The organism is Methylosinus sp. PW1 (genome assembly GCF_000745215.1).
Taxonomy (GTDB): domain Bacteria; phylum Pseudomonadota; class Alphaproteobacteria; order Rhizobiales; family Beijerinckiaceae; genus Methylosinus.
Genome location: NZ_JQNK01000008.1, coordinates 291,020 through 308,106 on the forward strand (window position 1 = coordinate 291,020; position 17,087 = coordinate 308,106).

The window sequence follows — 17,087 nt, forward strand, 5'->3', positions numbered from 1 at the left end:
CTCATTTGTCGAGGATCGCGCCTCACAGGATCGAGGCGACCTCCTCAAAGGCGAAACGCGGACCCCGCGGATAGAGTTTCGCCGGATCGCCATAGCCGATGTTGATGAGGAAATTGGACTTCACCGTCCCGCCGGGGAAGAATTCGGCGTCCACCTTCGCATTGTCGAAGCCGCTCATCGGCCCGGCGTCGAGCCCGACGGCGCGCAGCGCCAGCAAAAAATAGGCGCCCTGCAGCGTGCCATTGCGAAAGGCCGTCGTCTCGATGAGCGGGGCGTTGCCGACGAACCAGGCGCGCGCGTCGGTCGCGGGATAGAGGCGCGGCAGATGCTCGTAGAATTGCGTGTCATGGGCGACGATCGCCGTCGCCGGTGCGGCGAGCGTCTTGTCGAGATTGCCGGGGGACAGCGCCGGCGCCAGCCGCGCCTTGGCCTCCGCCGAACGTATGAAGAGGAAGCGCGCCGGCAGGCAATTGGCGCTGGTCGGCCCCCATAGCGCGAGCCGCAGCGCCTGCTGGAGCAGGGCGTCGGGAACCTCGCGATCCGCCCAGCCATTATGGGTGCGCGCTTCGGTGAAGAGCTGCGCGAGCGCCTCGGCGCTCAGAGTTTCCTGCGAAATGTCGTTTTGCGCCATATCATCGCTCCTCGGCTCGCTCGCGTCGCGGCTCGCGGGAGAACGCGCGCGCCGCTCAGATGTCCCGGCCCTCGACTTCCAATCGCAGCCGCTCCTCCGCCTTGCGCCATTCCTCGCGGCGCGGATCGAGCGCGCGGGCGCGGCGATAGGCCTCGAGCGCCCGCGCCGAGGCGCCGGCCCGCTCGCGCAGCGCGCCCAATGCGCCGAGTGCGTCGAAGCGGCGGGGCTCCAGCCGCAGGGCGGATTCGAGATCGCGCTCCGCCCCGTCGAGATCGCCGAGCGCGATGCGGACATTGGCGCGGCCGACCAGCGCCTCCGCCCATTCCGGCTCGAGGATGACGATGCGGTCGAAGAGATCGAGCGCCAGCGCATCCGCGCCTATGCCGACTGCGACCAGCGCGCGGCGCATCAAGAGATCGACGGTGGGGGAAGCGGAGCGCGCCCAGAGCCGGCCGATCGCCTGGGCGAGAGCGCTCTCCTCCTCCTCGCTCTCGGCGAGCGAGAGGCGGCGGATGAGATCGTCGAGCGAGTCGCGCGCCGTCTGCGGCGCCCTCTCGGGCGCGAGCTCTGGCTCGACTGGGGCTGTGGGCCGACGCTGCGGCGAGAAAACGCGCGCGCCCGGCGGCAGCGGGATCGGCACGCGGCCAATGCCGGGAATGTCGAGATATTGCTGCTCGGTGAGCGGACGCTCCGCCCCGGCGGCGAGCGCCCCGGGAGCGGCGAACAAAGCGGCCGCGAGCATGGCGGCGAGACTGCGGGACGAAGGCGCGAGGCGCATGAGCGCGACTGTAGCAAAGGCGCTGGCCTCGAGACAAGGACCATGCGAGACGCAAAAAGGGCCGCCGCTGAGCGGCGACCCTCTCGTTTCAAGCTCAGATCAAAGGCTCAGAGCGCCTTGAGCTGGTCCGCCGAGGACTTGCCGGTGCGGCGGTCCTGCGCGATCTCGAAGCTCACCTTCTGGCCCTCGCGCAGATCGCGCAGGCCGGCGCGCTCCACCGCGCTGATGTGGACGAACACGTCCTTGTCGTCGCCATCCGGCTGGATGAAGCCATAGCCCTTCTGGGCGTTGAACCACTTAACCGTTCCAGTCGCCATTTGTCTCTCCAGACATAGAGGAGAAGGCCCGCCTGCGCGGGGCCGGGTCGATCGATGTAGGGAGAGGTCGTCAGCGGCTCCGTCTCCGAAGCGCGCCCAAGTCGCCGGCCGAAAATCGATGCTCGGGAACATAGAGGGCCGAACCGCCCCGGGCAATGGCGGATCACGCTATAGGCCATAAGTAATTCCCGAAAAAGAAAGGATTTCCTAACCTACACAATTGGAGGAGGCGCCCGGTTCACGCCACATTCATCGAGACGGCGCGATCTTAGCGTTGGATTTACGATCATCGCGTCGAATTGTCGCTGAATGATCGTGACCTGCGACGGCGGGGGGAGACCCCCGCGCGCAGCCAGAAGCGGAGAGCAAAAGTGATCGACCTCGTTCGGCAAGCGATCGACGAGAATGGACTCCTGCCCGCGCCCGCCTGCGACATAGCGGACAACGCCGACCTCTATGAGCTCGGCCTCACCTCATTCGCGGCGGTCAGAATCATGCTCGCGCTCGAGGACGCCTATGGCGTCCAATTCCCGGAGCATATGCTGCGCCGTCGCAATTTCGCCTCCATCGCCGCCATCGTCTCCTGCCTGCATGCGCTGGAGCGCAAGGCGGCTTGAGCTGGCGTTTATAGGCGGGCGCCCGAGGGGCAATAGCGCGCCTTGCGATCGGCTCCGGCCGAGAGCGCCGCTGGAAAGGCGTTCTGCTGCGGCGCGAAAGCCAGCAGCGCCGGCGTCACTGGCCGCGTCGAGGCCGCCCAGCTCTGAAAGGCGGCGGAGCGTCCCTCGCGCGTCACGACGCGCGCGGCCAGCTTCTCCGTCCCCGGCTCGGGCGTCAGCCCCTCGAGCCCGCAATGGGCGAAGAGCGGAATGCGATAGGCCGGCGGCGGCGCGGCGCAGGCGCGCTCCATCAGCACCACTATCGTGAAGAAGGCGAACGCCGAGAAGGCGACGAAAAGCGCGCCGATCCGACGCGCGCCCAAATCTGCTCGTGACATTTTGGACCCCCTTGGCCGCAAAACCGGCCGAAAGGGTCAAATGGAGCGCCGCCCGCGCCGCTCCAGCGCGAGCGTGGGACATGATTAGCAGGGAGTGACCGGAGGCCTCACGCCGGCTGCTGGTCCAGCGCCTTCTCCTTGCGCTCCGCCCCGCCGAGGCGGCGATAGACGAAAGGCGGCGCCGGCAGAAGCGACTCGTTCTGCCCCAGCGCGGCGAATTCCTCGTGATGGGCCGAGCGATGGCAGGCGGGGTCGGTCGCCGCGGCGTCGCCGGTGACGGCCAGCGCCTGACAGCGGCAGCCGCCATAATCGACTCCGCGCTTGTCGCAGCTGCGGCAGGGCTCCTGCATCCACTCCTCGCCGCGAAAGGCCTGGAAGGCCGCGCCGTCGCGCCAAATTTCTCCGAGCGGGCGGTCGCGCACATTGTCGAAGGAGAGGCCCGGCAGAGTCTGCGCGGCGTGGCAGGGCAGGGCCTTGCCGGAGGGCGTCACCACCATGATGCTGCGGCCCCAGCCGCCCGTGCAGGCCTTGGGGCGCGAGGCGTAGTGATCGTGGATCACGAAATCGAAATTGAGCACGCCCTGCAGGCGCTTCTTCGCCTCTTCCACAATGCCGACCGTGGCGAGGAATTTCTCGCGCGTCGGGATCAGCGCGGCGCGGTTCGCTTCCGCCCAGGCGTAATATTGAATATGCGCCACCTCGAGCCGCTGCGCCCCGACCTCCACCGCGAAATCGATGATCTGCGGCAGATGGTCGATGTTCTGGCGATGGATCGGCGCATTGATGGTGAGCCCGAGGCCGAGCTCTCGCGCCCAGCGCGCGACGTCGCGCTTCTTGGCGACGCCGCCCTCATAGCCGGAAATATGGTCCGAGCTTTCCGGCACGACGTCCTGCACCGAGACCTGCACATGATCGAGGCCGATCTCGGCGAGATGCGCCAAACGCTCGCGCGTCAGCAGCACGGCCGAGGTCACGAGATTTGTGTAGAGGCCGGCGTCGACGGCGTGGGCGAGTATCTCTTCGAGATCGCGGCGAATGGTCGGCTCGCCGCCGGAGAGATGCAATTGCAGCGCGCCGATGGAGGCCGCCTGTCGGAACACATCGCCCCATTCGCCGGAAGTGAGTTCCGTATTGGCGCGCTCGAGATCGAGCGGATTGGAGCAATAGGGGCACTGGAGCGGACAGCGATGCGTCAGCTCGGCGAGCAGCCCCGCCGGGCCGCGCTCGAAGGGCGCATAGGATTTCGCCGTCTGCGACAGGGGAGGGGGGGAGAATGCGTCCGGCCCGTCGCGCAGCAGGCGCTTGTCGGCGAGGTCTTGCAGCAGCTTCACCACATCCGTCTGGATCACCTCGACCGGCGCCGAATAGCTCTGCGCGAGACGTTGCGAAATCTCGGCGACGCTGGCGAGGCCATCGACATGGCCGAGCACGGCGAGGCCGATCGGGTCCAGCTCATAGGCGCGTTCCGGCGCGAGGATCACCTTGCGCTTGCGCACGACATCCTCGTGCAGGCGCGAATAGCGCGTGAAGGCCGGCTTCGACTCCGGCGCCACAATGAAACGCGCTTCGCTCATTCTCTCGTCCTTCACTTCTCTCCCGGCGTAAACGCGCCGGGCGGGATGAGGCCGGTCACATAGGCCTGATAGAGCGCGTCGAGCTGCGCCCATAGCACGTCGCATTTGAAGCGCACGGCCCCGACGCAGGCTTCCTGCTCCGCTCGCGTATAGGCGTGCTGGAGAATATACGACAGAGCGAAATCGCTGTCGCGCGGCGCCTGGGCGAGACGGCGCTTGAAATAGGCCATCACGGAATCATCGACGAAATTGTAATTCTCGAGCATTCCCGCGATGCGCTCGCGATGGATCGCCGGCGCGAACAGCTCCGTCAGCGAGGACGCCACCGCAATGACGAGCGGCTGCTCGACGACGAAGCGCACATAGGCCTCAACGGCGAATTTGGTCGCCGGCAGCGCGCCCTTGCGCGAAGTGACGTAATCGCGCGAGAGGCCGAGTCCGTCGGTGAGCACGAGCCAGCGCTCTATGCCGCCGCCTTCCTCGCCCAATCCGTCGTGATCGTGGATGCGGTGAATCCATTCGCGCCGCAATTCGCGGTCGTGCACGCGGCTCATGAAGGCGGCGTCCTTTCGCGGCACGGCCTCCTGATAGCAATAGCGATTGAGCGCCCAGGCCTGCACCTGGCCTTTGCTCAGCTTTCCGCCATGCAGCATCTTATGGAAGGGATGCTTGTCGTGATAGCGCTCCTCGCCGACGGCGCGGATCGCGGCCTCGAAGGCCTCCTTCGACAAGGGAGGAGCGTCGTGCCACTCGGCCGTCGAGAAGTCGTTCATAGCGTCACCTCCATGCCGTCCGCGCCGATCTCCCATCCGGCCGCATTCACGATGGCGCGTTCCTTGGAGGAAGCGTCGAGCGTCGGATTGGAGTTGTTGATGTGCACATAGATTTTGCGCGCGACGGACAGATCCTCGAAGGCTTTCATCGAGCCGTCCTCGCCGCTCATATTCACATGGCCCATGCGGGAGCCGGTCTTGCCGAGCAATCCTTGCTCGATCATCTCATTCTCATGGAATAATGTTCCATCGAAGAAGACGGCGCTCGCGCCGCGCAGGCGTTCCCGCAGCGGCTCGTCGATCTTCGCGCAGCCGGGAATATAGAAGCAGCTCTTGCCCGTCGCGGTCTCGATGATCTCGACGCCGAGCGTGTCGCCCACCTGCGTGCCGAAACCCGCGACGCTCTTGTCCTCGAGCCATAGCGCGATCTTGCCATGGACGGGAAAGGCCTTCACCGCGAGGCCGAGATCGACGCCGGCGCCATGCAGCGGGATCGCCTCGTCGAAGGGAAATTCGACGCGCGTCACCAGCTCGGGGACCAGAATGTCGAAGATGCGATTGCCGGCGAGCACATTCAATATGCGCCCCGATGAATAGATCGAGAAGGCCTGCGCCTCGCGAAGGTTCAGCAGGCCGGCGACGTGATCGACGTCGCCATTGGTCAGCACGACGGATTTGATCGGGCTCGCGCGCAGACCATCTTGCGGCCCGGGCGAGAGCTGCGGCGCTTGCGCGATCTGCTGGCGCAAATCCGGCGAGGCGTTGAGCAGCGCGAAATCGACGCCATTGGCGCTGACCGCGAGCGAGGATTGCGTGCGCGCCGAAAAGCCGGGCCGGCCTTCGCGCACGGCGCGGCAATTGGCGCAATTGCAGTTCCATTGCGGGAAGCCGCCGCCGGCGCCCGATCCGAGTATCTTGATGAACATGACGCGATCCGCGACGGCGCCGTTTTTTAAAGGCGCGGTCTCTCCTCTCGAGCCGACGTTCTAGAGCGAAACCGCCTCTCCTCGAAGCGCTGTTTCGCTCCCCTCCCGATTTTGCCGCTTTTTCCCATGGCGCATGGCCATGGACGGCTTGTTTTCGCAGGCACTATGTCGGCGCGCGCGGCCGCGCGCAAGCGCCACTTTGTCGCGCCGCTCGAGCCGCCGCGTCAGGCTGGCCGCGCTTTCTCCGCCGCTCTCTCCGCCTCCTGCCGCTCCAGTTCCTTGTAGCGCTTCACGCCGAAGGGGATGGCGGCGAGATAGGCGAGGCTCGCCAGCACCAGGGTCTCCATTGGATAGATGGCGAGCAGCAGCGCCGTCACGCCGACGCAGAACAGCACGAGAATGACATATTCGCGCGGAATGCGGCCGATGCGCTTGCCGGAGAAATGCGGAATGCGGCTCGCCATCAGAAAGGCGATGGCCAGCACATAGATGATGAAGAGCGGAACCAGCGCCTTGGAGCCGGGCAGATCGACCACCGAGAGATTGAGATAGAGCGGCAGCAGCACGGTCACGGCGCCGGCGGGCGCCGGCATGCCGACGAAGAAATCCGAATGCCAGGCCGGGCGTCCCGGATCGTCCACGGTGACGTTGAAGCGGGCGAGGCGCAGCGCGCCGGCGATGGCGAAGACGAGCGCCGCGAACCAGCCGAGCCCTTTGATCTCGTGAAGCGACCAGAGATAGAGCAGAAGCGCAGGCGCAACGCCGAAATCGACGAAATCGGCGAGCGAGTCGAGTTCCGCGCCGAAGCGCGACGTGCCTTTGAGCGCGCGCGCGATGCGGCCGTCGAGCCCGTCCAGCACGGCGGCGGCGATGACGGCGGTCACGGCCGTGTCGAACTTGCCTTCCGTGGCGTAGCGTATGGCGGTGAGGCCCATTGAGAGCGCCAGAAGCGTCACCAGATTGGGCAGCACCACGCGGATCGGAATGTTGCGGAAACGCAGCCGGCGCCGTTCCGAGGGCGACAATTGCGCGTCCCGGCTCTCGGGGCCGGCGTCGAAGGACGAAGGTTCGGTCATCGGAGAGGCCTTTGTCGCGGCGACGGCTCAGCCGGCCTTGAAGCTCAGAGGGGCGGCGGTGGAGTTCACATCGGCGAGGATCGTCTCGCCCGCTATCGCGCGCGAGCCCACGGCGACGCGGGGCTTGGCGGCGGTCGGCATGTAGACGTCGACGCGCGAGCCGAAACGGATGAGGCCGAAACGGTCGCCGACGCCGATCGGCTCGCCATCCTGCACGAAGCAGACGATGCGCCGCGCCACGAGGCCCGCGATCTGCACCACGCCATAGCGGCCCGACGGCGCGTCGATGACGACGCCGTTGCGCTCATTGTCCTCACTCGCCTTGTCGAGATCGGCGTTGAGGAAGATGCCGGGCTTATAGGCGACCTTGGAGATGCGGCCGGTGATGGGCGCGCGGTTCACATGCACGTCGAAGACGCTCATGAAGATGGAGACGCGCTGCATCGGCTCCGCGCCGAGGCCGAGCTCGGCCGGCGGCAGGAAAAAGCCGATGGAGCAGACGACGCCATCCGCCGGCGACACGACGAGTCCCTCGCGCAAAGGCGTCAGGCGCTGCGGATCGCGGAAGAAATAGACGCACCAGCCTGTGGCGATGAAGCCCACCCAGCCGAGCGTCGAGGAAATCCAATGCAGCAGCAGGGCGGCGATGGCGAAGGCGGCGATGAAGATATAGCCTTCGGGATGGATCGGGACGAGCGATTTGCGGACCGATTCGAGGATCGACATGGATGAGAGGCTCCGAATGCGGCCCGTCGCCGCAGGCGGGGCGAGTTCTGCCATTTTGCGGCGCGAAAGTCACGCGGGCGAGCCGTCTGCGCCCTTGCCCCTGCGGCGGATTCACGACAGATAGGCGCGGTCGAAGCCCAAAGAGGCCGACACCCCTCGGGGAGGAAACATGAAAGACAATATTCGCAACGGAACGGCCCTGGCCATAGCGGCCGTGTCTCTCGCGCTCGCCGGCGCCGTGACGACCGCCATTGCGGCGACGCCCGGCAAGGTGCAATGCATCGGCGCCAACAGTTGCAAGGGCAAGAGCGACTGTCACAGCCCCAAGAACGCCTGCAAGGGCATGAACGCCTGCCAGGGCAAGGGATGGGTGTTCACGGAGTCGGAGGAGGCTTGCAAGGCCGCCGGCGGCAAGACGCTGAACTGACCACGCTGTGCCGACCAATTACGGGACCGGCGGAGCGCGCCGGTCCCGTCTTTTCGCCAAAATCAAGGGGCGTCCCGAGAAGGCGGAAATTCTAGGCCGGAAATTCGACGGCCGCGCCGTGGCGAAGGCCGAAATTGGGCCGAAACCCTCCCTTCTCGACAAATGGCCGCTTTGGCGGCATGAGGGGGCGCATGTTTCGCCCCTTCGTCGACGACTTTCTCGCCTGCCTGCGCTTCTACTCCCGCCTGCCGGTTCCTGCGCCGCGGGGGCATGAGATGCCGGACTTTCGCACCGCGGTGCGGGCGCTGCCGCTCGCCGGCGCGCTGATCGCCCTCGCGCCGGCCTGGACGCTGCTCGGCGCCCGCGCGCTCGGCCTGCCGCCTTTCCTCGCCGCAACGCTGGCGCTCGCCGCGCTGGTCGCCGTCACCGGCGCGCTGCATGAGGACGGGCTCGCCGATCTCGCCGATGGTTTCGGCGGCGGCGCGACGCGGGAGGAAAAGCTCGAGATCATGCGCGATAGCCGGCTGGGCTCCTACGGCGCCCTGGCGCTGACGCTTTCGTCGGCGCTTCGCATCGGCGCGCTGACGGCGATCGCGCAGCGCGGCGGCTTCGAGGCGGCCGCCATACTGATATTCGCCGCGGCGCTCTCCCGCACGGCGGGGCTGCTGCCGATCATGATCCTCGCGCCCGCGCGCGCGGACGGCGCCGGCCACGCCGCCATGCGTCCGTTCAAGGAGGCGCTGCAGACGGCGGCTCTGCTGGCGGCCGCTTTCTCCGTTCTGCCGATCGCCATGGGCGTTTCGCCGGTCACGGCGCTCGCCGCCGGCGCGCTGGCCGTCGCCGCGGCCTATGCGACGTCCAAGCTCGCCGAGCGGCAGATCGGCGGCCTCACCGGCGATGTGCTGGGCGGCGCGCAGCAAATGGCGGAGATCGCGGCGCTGCTGGTCTTCGCCGCGCAATAAAGAGTCTTTGCGTGTTTCAATGTGGCGCGGAAAGACTCTAGAGACGCGCGACGACCCCTCGAATGAAACGGTCTTGCCGTCGGTATAGGCGTCGAGCTCTTCGGGAAAGCGCGCGGCCAGCTCCCGCCTCAGCGCGGCATACTCGTCTCTCAGCCTCGACGACTCGCGCAGCGCATTGCGGAGGGCGATCTGGCGTCGCCAGAAATCGCCGTCGACAGGCGTCGCATGAACATTGGCGCGTCGGGTCGGGGAAAGTCCCTTGTCCGCCCAGTCGACGAACATCAGTCGGCTCGCGCGGAACGGATCGAGATACCAATGCCAGAAGCCGTCGGATTCGAGAGCCTCGACCAAGGCGGCCACATCGGCGCCGCTCGGCCATTCGAGCATCACGTCAATGACGGGCTTACCGTAGAGATTCGGCACGGCCGTGCGCCGATATGTTCCACGCATGCGCGTAGGACGAGGCGCGCCAGCCGCCCCGCGATCGACATGAAGCGGGCCTCGGCGTCATGAAGAGGCGGCGCGAGATGAATGCGCTTTCCGAGCTTCACGCGTTCGCCACTTCCGCCATGCGCGCCGTTGCGCGCCGCACCTCGTCGACGGCGGCGAGCAGAGTCTCGACGCTGGCGCCGGGCCGCACCGACTCTCCCGCGAGTCGCCGACGGAAGGCGCGCGCGCCGGGCCGGCCGGCGAAAAGGCCGAGCATATGCCGCGTCATGCTCGAGAGGCGCTCGCCGCGCCGCAATTGCGCCTCGACATAAGGGATGAAGGCTTCGACCACAGCGAAGCCGTCGTCGAGCGGCGCCGCCTCGCCGAACAGTTCTGGGTCGACGCGGAGCAGAAGCTCCGGCTCATGATAGGCGACGCGGCCGATCATCACGCCATCGACATGGGAAAGATGCGCGCGCATCTCGTCTATCGTCGCGATCCCGCCGTTGATCGCGATGGGCAGATCGGGAAAGGCGCGCTTCAGCTCATAGACGAGGCCGTAGTCCAGCGGCGGAACGTCACGATTCTCCTTGGGCGAGAGGCCGGAGAGCCAGGCCTTGCGGGCGTGGACGACGAGCGCGTCGCAGCCGGCGGCGACAACGCGCTCGGCGAGGCCGAACAGCGCGGCTCTCGGCTCCTGATCATCGACGCCGATGCGGCATTTGACGGTAACGGGAAGCGCGACCGCATCCTTCATCGCCTTCACGCAATCGGCGACGAGATCGGGACGTAGCATCAGACAGGCGCCGAAAGCGCCGTTCTGCACGCGATCGGACGGGCAGCCGACATTGAGATTGATCTCGTCGAACCCATAGGGCTCGGCGATGCGCGCGGCCTTGGCCAGCTCGCCCGGATCGGATCCGCCGAGCTGCAGCGCGAGCGGATGCTCCGCCGCGTCGAAGCCGAGCAGCCGCGCGCGATCGCCGAAGATCACGGCTCCGGTCGTGAGCATCTCCGTATAGAGCCGCGCGCGGCGCGACATTAGCCGATGGAAGAACCGGCAGTGACGGTCCGTCCAATCCATCATAGGCGCTATACAAAATCGTAAGTCGCTGTTTTTGATGGTTTTCGTTTTCATAACAGCGAATTGGTCTCCGTCAATCGCCCGACATAACGACGGAACTTTTCCGATCTTTGACTATTCCGACACGACATGCACAACAATGTCATGCAAGCCGCAGGAATGTTGTGCAGGGGCGTCATGGGAACGATCGTTGTCAGGCCGAAGAAGGATGGATCGAAGAGCTTCATGGCGCAGATCATGCGCCGCAATGGCGGGAAGGTCCACCGGGAGTCGAAGACGTTCGAGCGTCGGCAAGCAGCGCTGGCGTGGCTGGAAAAGCGCGAGGCCGAGCTGGACGCGCCCGGAGGCATAGAGAAGGCTGCGGCCAAAGACCCGACGCTCGGCGAGGTCATCGACACATACACCGGCGAGTCGAAGCGTCAGATGGGGCGCACAAAGACCCAGGTGCTCAGAGCGATCAAGAAGCACGACATCGCGAATATGCGCTGCTCGAAGATCAAGAGCGAGGACATCATCTCCCTGGCCCGTTCGCTCGCCGATGAGCGGAGCCCTCAGACGGTGCTGAACTACCTATCGCACCTGGGGGCGATCTTCGCCGTCGCTAAGCCGGCATGGGGCTATCAGCTCGACCGCGAGGCGATGAAGGATGCGCTCATTGTTGCGAAGCGCCTTGGCATGACATCTCGATCAAGAGAGCGTGATAGGAGGCCGACACCTGACGAAATAAAACGCCTGCTAGAATTTTTCTCCGATCGCCAAAAGCGTCGTCCAGTGATGATGAAAATGACGAAGGTCATTATATTCGCCATGTTCTCGACGCGAAGGCAGGACGAGATATGTCGTATAGAATGGAAATACTATGAAAAAGATGCAAAGCGCGTAATGGTAAGAGACATGAAAAATCCAGGAGAAAAAATAGGAAACAACGTGTGGTGCGATCTTCCAGACGAGGCGATTAAAGTAGTTGAGTCAATTGAAAAAACAGACGGAAAAATTTTTCCATACACTAACAAGGCTATCACGGCTTCGTTCACTAGAGCCTGCAAGGTTTTAGAAATTGAAGATTTGCACTTTCATGATTTGCGTCATGAAGGAGTATCGCGTCTTTTCGAAACCGGAAGCACGATACCTAAGGCTGCATCTGTCAGCGGTCATAGATCGTGGAGCAGCTTAAAAAGATACGCCCACTTACGCCAGACTGGCGACAAGTGGGCTAAGGAAACGTGGTTGTGGGAGTTCGTGTGACACCCACATTCTAGGTTAGGGCGTGTGGGTCAAAGGTCCCACGTTTTGGCTCGGATAAACGCAGATACGATCTTAGCTGCTTCGATGTATCCGGTTGCGTTGAGATGGAGCGTATCTCCAGTCCTGAGCGCATCTGGCACCCAACCCTTTGCGTAGGCTGTCGCGTCTGGATATGGCCCGCTGGGCGCTCCGAGAGCGACGAGCAAATTAAAGAGGTCCAGGTAGTAGTTTGGATGGGCGGCAGCAATGGCTGCATTCTTCGCATCGATCGCGATCCGGCCAGGGTTGCTATACTCGGTGGACCCCGCAATAAAACCGATCCAATCGCCGACGATGACGAGATGCGCGTTCCCCGCGCCCATGCCATGCGCCGCCTCGACGGCGACTATCATCGCCTCATACTGGCCGTCCGGGTCCGTCCCGCCGTTTTTCCAAACATCCCCGAGATACGTGACCTTCGCCAACTGCGCCGCGGTGGCGGCCTGAAATCGCGCGTAAATCTGATCGCTGGTTTCGCCCGAGACGCCTTGATTCTCACAAGTGAGCCCACGCGCCGCCGCATTATAGGCGGCTGCATTCGCCATTTTCCCGCCGAGGCCGTAAGTCAGCGAATTTCCCCAGCCTATCCACAGCCGGTTATTGCCGCTGTAGTCGGTCGCGCGCGGCGCGTGGGACTTATATAGATGATCGGCGCGTAGTGATCCTTGCAGTCCATACTCCCACGCCAATGCCCCCTCGATGAGCCAGTAATTCGCGACCTGCTCGCCTCCACCAGGGAGCATCGCTGCATTGACCCGCAGATACCGAGCAAGATCAAATTTTGCCCTCACACTCGTCGCCGAGTCGTCGCCTCCGATATACGTGCCGGCCTCTGTTACTGCGCCCGTGGGCGCTGCGGTGGATGCGATCGAGTTGACATATGCGAGATTGGCGGCCCCGTCTGCTCTGACGCCAATTATCGCCTTGACGCCCTTACCGAAACCATCGCCGCTCGCGGGACTAGACCCGCCTCCGGGACCGAGCACGTAGATATGATCTTGCGTGGTGTCGCTGGTTGCCCTCTGCATGTAAGTCATGATGCGCAGATTGTCAGCAGCGCGCCCTGTCCGATATAGAGTCTTGTTGGTAGCGACAGCGTTCTGATCGGCTGACGAGCGACGCGCTACGAGAAATGACTGATAGGCGTCAATATGTGGCTCGTCGCCGCGGAGTATGTTGCCGCCATCGACGCCGTTGAACGACAGCACTGGGATGCCGGTCGCCCAACTATCGGCGGCGAGCGTCGGCTTTTCTGCGGTTGTCGATGCGGTAAACGCCCATGTCCCGCTAGCATCGCTCCACGTCGCGACTTTGTTGCTTCCATCGGCCGTCACATTGATGCGGCTGTCATAGTCGAGATATGAGCCGACCGGGAGCTGCGAGAGGGCGAACGGCGACGGAGCCATCCCAGCGCCCGTAGTTAGGGCGTTGGGGTTGCCGACGCGGTCGGGCCAGCCGGGCGCGATAAGGCCAAAGGGAGTCATCATCGTCACGCCCCGTAGGTGTATCGGACGCCTTCGCCGGAGACGGTCGCGTCGAGATAGATGCTCGCGAGATCGGCGACTGGCAGCGTGACCGCCTCCCCTGCCGCGAGGCGATGGCCCCTGCCTGTTCCCGTTGTGCCGCTGGCGCTCACAGCCGGCCCGCCATAGGCGATGTAGCCGGTGTTAGCCGGGTCCGCCTGCAGCGTCACCCATTTCGCCGGCGTCGTAGCTGCGAGCGTAACCGGAGTTCCGGCCGTCGTGACCTCTTTATGACCGTCGCCAATGCTGGTTGTCGCGTGATTGATCTTTCCGTCTTCGACGATGACGCCCGGCGTAGGATCAAGGCTACCGCCATTAGGATGTGCGCTCATTTGTTCCTCGCGGCTTTCCAGATTTGGATCATGATCGCCACCCAAATCTGAACGATCTTCGAAATCACCAAGGCGGCCGCGAGCCCAGGTCCGAGCATTGCCCCAACCTCTGAAACCTGCTTCGCCGCATCGAACCATAGCGGCGTCGATCCAACAACGCCGGCAGCAATGAGCGCCACTTTATCGCTCGCGGTTTCCGACAAGCCGGAGAGCAGTCCTTGCGCATGGCATGTTGGCGTCGGCATGTCACTTCACCTTCTGCCCACGGCAAATGCGCGCTTCTCCGTCGAGACGGAGCGTGATGTTGATGACTTTGGTGGCGGACGGCGTGCGCGTCGTTTCGACGAACCGCGCAACATCTTCCAGCTCGTCGTCGCTCAACGGCCTCGGGCAGGCCGGAGCAATCTGACGCTGAATTTCAGCTTTTCTGGCTGGTTGAAGGACTGCCGCCGGTGGATTTCCGTGCGCGCAGCCGGCGAGCAAGCTCGTCAGGATCATCGCTCGGGCCAGGGAGAGAGGACCGCTCGTCGGCAATCTCTGCGATTGCCCGCTCTGTTTCGACGGCCGCATCTGCGACAGCCTCGTGCTCATGTGCTTGGACACGATCTTCATCCTGTCGCTTACCTCGGAGCGCTGCGAACAGCGCTCCGAGGATGCTTGCGATAATGGTGGAGAGCCACGTCACGAGGTCGAACTCGTCGCGTTGGCCGCCAGCTTATAGTTGCCAGCGAGCAGGTCCCAGATCGCGCCGACGATCGCCCACGAGCCCGTGGTCGGGATGAACGATCGCGCATGGACGAGAATGTAGAGGATCACCGCGCCGGAGCCGACATAGTTCCAGATCGGATAGAGGAAGGCGGGCACCCACGACGGCGCGGCGATCAGGGGCGGGCCGACCTCGGACGGCGAGGGGAAGATGTAGAGCGTATTGCTGGCGTCGGCGGCGAGCGACGGCTCGGTCAGCGCGAACAGCGCCACGACGGAACTGAGCGCGAAGGCGACGAACGGGCGGCCGATGAAGGCGAGACTGGCGACGATGGCCAGCATGATCGTGGCGAACCAGAACGGCAACGCCGTGTAGCCGATCGCGACGGCGGCGAGAATGATCGTCATGTTCAGCAAGTCTCGCAAGATGTAGTTGTCGGCGTATTTCATTTCAGCTTCCTCGTGTTGCCGGCGATCCGGCTGTTGATCCGACGTTTGGCGTCAGAAGGCGGTATTGAAGGGCGCGCGACCGCTCAGGGCATTCATGAGCGTGTAGCCCTCCAGCTCCCAGAGCTTGTTGCGCGCATTGTCGAAGGCGATATTGCGACCAATCTCGGGGTCGAAATTTTCCGGCGACGCGCAAGCGCTATGGCCGATGGAGATGAAACCGTTGCGCAGCGTCAGCGCGCAAATGGTGACGGTCGTGCCGGCGAGGAGCGTGTAGGTCGTGTTGACGATCAGGCTGTCGATGGACAGCGGTGTGACGCGCGGCGCAGTCAGCCCCTTGGCGACGATCTCCGCGTCGAGCTTCGCTTCGTCACCGCTGGTGTGACCACGCTTCACTTGCGCTTCGAGCGCATCGTTCTTCGCCGCCACAGCCTTCTGGTAAGGCATCCACTCGGCGTATAATTCATTTGTTGGCCTATTTCCGTCCCCCTGCCAAAGCCTGACGCTCGTGCGGCCGTGGGAGCCGCCGTTCGGATCGAAGACGGCGATATTGATGAGCGTGTCGCTCCAGACATAGGAGACGATCGCAGCGAGCGGCTGCGTTCTTCCACAATAAGAGCTGAGTTCCGGGTCATGCTCGCCCGGCCAAAACCACACGACTCGTCCAATGGAAGGCTTGATCATTTTGTGTCACCCATTTCCGGGATACCGCCCGGCACGGATCAGTTGAACGACTTTCCGGTGATCGCTCGCCAAATCGTGTCGATGATCGGCGCGGCGATTGCGAACACGACGACTCCAACAATGAAGAGGCCGCCGTATTCGATGAATTTCCCGATTTCCGCGAGCATGACGCTCACTCCCTCTTGAGGTCGAGCCAGAGCTTGATGAAGGACGGAATGGTGGCGATGATAACGACGCCGATTGCGATGGCGATGGTCGTCTTGTCGGGGTTTGGAAAGGCGTAGGAAAACACGCCGATCGCAATCGCGCCGACGAGAATGGTTCGCACCATCATGGCTTCGAACTGGCCCATGTCACGCCTCGCTTCCGGCTTTGACCGCGCCGACGCGAAAAGCTCCGTCATGCGGAGCCTTCGGGAATGGAGCGCCGTGCGGCCACGAATATGAGTGAATGATCGAGCGCGGGAACTTCACGATGTTCACACGATCGCTCTGGTTGCCGCCGAGCCCCCACACATAGGAGCCGTCGAAATCGACGACGAAGAACACATGGCCGCCGCCATTGCGCTTCTTGGTCGCGATTGCGCCGACGACTGGGCTCGTCACCTTGTCGCCATACTTGGCGTAATCGAGCGCCCAAAGCGTGCCGGTCGAAGGAAGCCCCGCCTGACGCAAGCACGCGCCGACGAAAGCCGCGCACCATGGAACAGCGTCGTGCTTGACTTCCGGGTGGCCGGCAAGCGCGTAGAGCGCGACGACCTTCGGATTGTCGAGATCGCCGATACCCTCATGCAGGCCGATGTAGGAGCGCGCGATATCGATCCATTTGAGGCTCATCGAAGCACCTGTATGGTAACGCGCGCGACGCCAGCGCCGAGCATGGCGAGGCGGGCCGCAGCGGCGCGGGAGAGGTCGATTGACCGGCCGGTGTAAGCCGCCGGCCCGCGATCATTGACGCGAACGACGACGGAGCGGTCGCCATGCGAGACGAGAACCTTCGTGCCGAACGGGAGGGAGCGATGCGCCGCCGTCAGTGCGCCTGGATTGAAGCGCTCGCCGTTTGCTGTGTGGCGGTTCAGCCGCTCGCCGCCGCCATAATAGGAGGCGAATGACCACATCGGCGGCGTGCGCGTGCGCTTCAGACCGCTATTCGACGGATGAAGACGAGCTTCGTTCCACTGAAGCGAGCGGATCAGATCGCCGATCAAATCTGCCTTTGCGGCAGATGGAGCGACGGCGATCGACGCTGCGAGCAATATGGCGCGAATGTTCGGCATGAAATCTCCCCGACGAATTCCGTCGAAACATAGGAGATTTTCCGACGCTCGGCAATACGTCGATTGACATTTCCCGTCGCAATGCTAGGTAGGTAACTGCTTGAGCCCGCTGTTGTCAGCCCAGCGATGCTCGCTTAGA

The 17,087-nt window shown here is 64.0% G+C and carries 24 protein-coding genes and 1 pseudogene; 4 read left to right on the forward strand and 21 right to left on the reverse strand.

Features of this window, described 5'->3' with window-relative positions:
- Positions 1–22: 22 nt before the first annotated feature.
- The 3 genes from K369_RS06920 to K369_RS06930 form a co-directional block, all read right to left on the reverse strand.
- Positions 23–631, reverse strand: coding sequence for a malonic semialdehyde reductase (locus K369_RS06920; protein WP_036289499.1), 609 nt, complete (start codon positions 629–631; stop codon positions 23–25).
- A gap of 55 nt (positions 632–686) precedes the next feature.
- Complete coding sequence (locus K369_RS06925) at positions 687–1,409, reverse strand: hypothetical protein (protein ID WP_036289501.1); 723 nt, start codon at positions 1,407–1,409, stop codon at positions 687–689.
- A gap of 107 nt (positions 1,410–1,516) precedes the next feature.
- On the reverse strand, positions 1,517–1,726 hold the full coding sequence (locus K369_RS06930; protein ID WP_018264633.1) for a cold-shock protein: 210 nt from the start codon (positions 1,724–1,726) through the stop codon (positions 1,517–1,519).
- 371 nt (positions 1,727–2,097) lie between these two features.
- On the opposite strand from K369_RS06930, the gene K369_RS06935 reads away from it, so the two are divergent.
- Positions 2,098–2,343, forward strand: a complete 246-nt coding sequence (locus K369_RS06935; RefSeq protein ID WP_036289503.1) for an acyl carrier protein — start codon at positions 2,098–2,100, stop codon at positions 2,341–2,343.
- 8 nt (positions 2,344–2,351) lie between these two features.
- Here K369_RS06935 and K369_RS06940 read toward each other — a convergent pair whose 3' ends face one another.
- The 6 genes from K369_RS06940 to K369_RS06965 form a co-directional block, all read right to left on the reverse strand.
- Positions 2,352–2,720: a hypothetical protein gene (locus K369_RS06940; RefSeq protein WP_156967765.1), complete on the reverse strand. Its 369-nt coding sequence runs from the start codon at positions 2,718–2,720 to the stop codon at positions 2,352–2,354.
- 107 nt (positions 2,721–2,827) lie between these two features.
- A complete protein-coding gene (gene pqqE, locus K369_RS06945) occupies positions 2,828–4,294 on the reverse strand; it encodes a pyrroloquinoline quinone biosynthesis protein PqqE (RefSeq protein WP_036290232.1) in 1,467 nt (488 codons plus the stop codon).
- A gap of 11 nt (positions 4,295–4,305) precedes the next feature.
- Entirely contained in the window at positions 4,306–5,067 is a 762-nt protein-coding gene (gene pqqC / locus K369_RS06950) for a pyrroloquinoline-quinone synthase PqqC (protein WP_018264637.1), read from the reverse strand.
- On the reverse strand, positions 5,064–5,993 hold the full coding sequence (gene pqqB / locus K369_RS06955) for a pyrroloquinoline quinone biosynthesis protein PqqB (RefSeq protein WP_036289509.1): 930 nt from the start codon (positions 5,991–5,993) through the stop codon (positions 5,064–5,066). Before pqqB ends, pqqC begins: the two co-directional genes overlap by 4 nt.
- 224 nt (positions 5,994–6,217) lie before the next feature.
- A complete protein-coding gene (pssA, locus tag K369_RS06960) occupies positions 6,218–7,069 on the reverse strand; it encodes a CDP-diacylglycerol--serine O-phosphatidyltransferase (RefSeq protein ID WP_051949115.1) in 852 nt (283 codons plus the stop codon).
- 27 nt (positions 7,070–7,096) lie between these two features.
- Entirely contained in the window at positions 7,097–7,795 is a 699-nt protein-coding gene (locus tag K369_RS06965; RefSeq protein WP_036289511.1) for a phosphatidylserine decarboxylase, read from the reverse strand.
- 169 nt (positions 7,796–7,964) lie between these two features.
- On the opposite strand from K369_RS06965, the gene K369_RS06970 reads away from it, so the two are divergent.
- Both K369_RS06970 and cobS read left to right on the forward strand, forming a co-directional pair.
- Positions 7,965–8,222, forward strand: a complete 258-nt coding sequence (locus K369_RS06970; protein WP_036289513.1) for a hypothetical protein — start codon at positions 7,965–7,967, stop codon at positions 8,220–8,222.
- 191 nt (positions 8,223–8,413) lie between these two features.
- The gene (gene cobS / locus K369_RS06975; protein WP_051949116.1) at positions 8,414–9,184 is read left to right on the forward strand and encodes an adenosylcobinamide-GDP ribazoletransferase; all 771 of its coding nucleotides are present in this window, start codon (positions 8,414–8,416) and stop codon (positions 9,182–9,184) included.
- Positions 9,185–9,259: 75 nt separating this feature from the next.
- Here cobS and K369_RS28170 read toward each other — a convergent pair.
- Both K369_RS28170 and dusA read right to left on the reverse strand, forming a co-directional pair.
- Positions 9,260–9,634 (reverse strand): annotated as a pseudogene (locus K369_RS28170) (GrpB family protein); the annotation flags it as partial.
- A gap of 97 nt (positions 9,635–9,731) precedes the next feature.
- Positions 9,732–10,751: a tRNA dihydrouridine(20/20a) synthase DusA gene (gene dusA / locus K369_RS06985; RefSeq protein ID WP_084570541.1), complete on the reverse strand. Its 1,020-nt coding sequence runs from the start codon at positions 10,749–10,751 to the stop codon at positions 9,732–9,734.
- A 123-nt stretch (positions 10,752–10,874) separates the two neighbouring features.
- On the opposite strand from dusA, the gene K369_RS06990 reads away from it, so the two are divergent.
- The gene (locus K369_RS06990) at positions 10,875–11,942 is read left to right on the forward strand and encodes a site-specific integrase (protein WP_036290238.1); all 1,068 of its coding nucleotides are present in this window, start codon (positions 10,875–10,877) and stop codon (positions 11,940–11,942) included.
- A gap of 29 nt (positions 11,943–11,971) precedes the next feature.
- Here the strand turns inward: K369_RS06990 and K369_RS06995 are convergent, their stop codons facing one another.
- From K369_RS06995 to K369_RS27055, 10 genes are all read right to left on the reverse strand, one after another.
- On the reverse strand, positions 11,972–13,468 hold the full coding sequence (locus K369_RS06995; protein ID WP_036289517.1) for a hypothetical protein: 1,497 nt from the start codon (positions 13,466–13,468) through the stop codon (positions 11,972–11,974).
- Positions 13,469–13,470: 2 nt separating this feature from the next.
- Positions 13,471–13,836, reverse strand: a complete 366-nt coding sequence (locus tag K369_RS26240; RefSeq protein WP_156967766.1) for a hypothetical protein — start codon at positions 13,834–13,836, stop codon at positions 13,471–13,473.
- Positions 13,833–14,081: a hypothetical protein gene (locus K369_RS26245; protein WP_156967767.1), complete on the reverse strand. Its 249-nt coding sequence runs from the start codon at positions 14,079–14,081 to the stop codon at positions 13,833–13,835. The genes K369_RS26240 and K369_RS26245 overlap by 4 nt, the downstream gene beginning before the upstream one ends.
- A 1-nt stretch (position 14,082) precedes the next feature.
- Complete coding sequence (locus K369_RS07005) at positions 14,083–14,448, reverse strand: hypothetical protein (RefSeq protein WP_036289521.1); 366 nt, start codon at positions 14,446–14,448, stop codon at positions 14,083–14,085.
- A gap of 69 nt (positions 14,449–14,517) precedes the next feature.
- Positions 14,518–14,991, reverse strand: coding sequence for a hypothetical protein (locus K369_RS07010; RefSeq protein WP_036289523.1), 474 nt, complete (start codon positions 14,989–14,991; stop codon positions 14,518–14,520).
- A 51-nt stretch (positions 14,992–15,042) separates the two neighbouring features.
- Positions 15,043–15,672, reverse strand: a complete 630-nt coding sequence (locus K369_RS27590) for a Gp49 family protein (RefSeq protein WP_245278127.1) — start codon at positions 15,670–15,672, stop codon at positions 15,043–15,045.
- A gap of 38 nt (positions 15,673–15,710) precedes the next feature.
- Entirely contained in the window at positions 15,711–15,839 is a 129-nt protein-coding gene (locus K369_RS27910; protein WP_256380978.1) for a hypothetical protein, read from the reverse strand.
- A gap of 5 nt (positions 15,840–15,844) precedes the next feature.
- Positions 15,845–16,024 carry a hypothetical protein gene (locus K369_RS07020; protein ID WP_036289524.1) on the reverse strand — a complete coding sequence of 60 codons (180 nt, stop codon included), beginning with the start codon at positions 16,022–16,024 and terminating at the stop codon, positions 15,845–15,847.
- A 1-nt stretch (position 16,025) separates the two neighbouring features.
- Complete coding sequence (locus K369_RS07025; RefSeq protein ID WP_051949117.1) at positions 16,026–16,508, reverse strand: TIGR02594 family protein; 483 nt, start codon at positions 16,506–16,508, stop codon at positions 16,026–16,028.
- Positions 16,505–16,948, reverse strand: coding sequence for a septal ring lytic transglycosylase RlpA family protein (locus tag K369_RS27055; RefSeq protein ID WP_051949118.1), 444 nt, complete (start codon positions 16,946–16,948; stop codon positions 16,505–16,507). Before K369_RS27055 ends, K369_RS07025 begins: the two co-directional genes overlap by 4 nt.
- Positions 16,949–17,087: the final 139 nt, after the last annotated feature.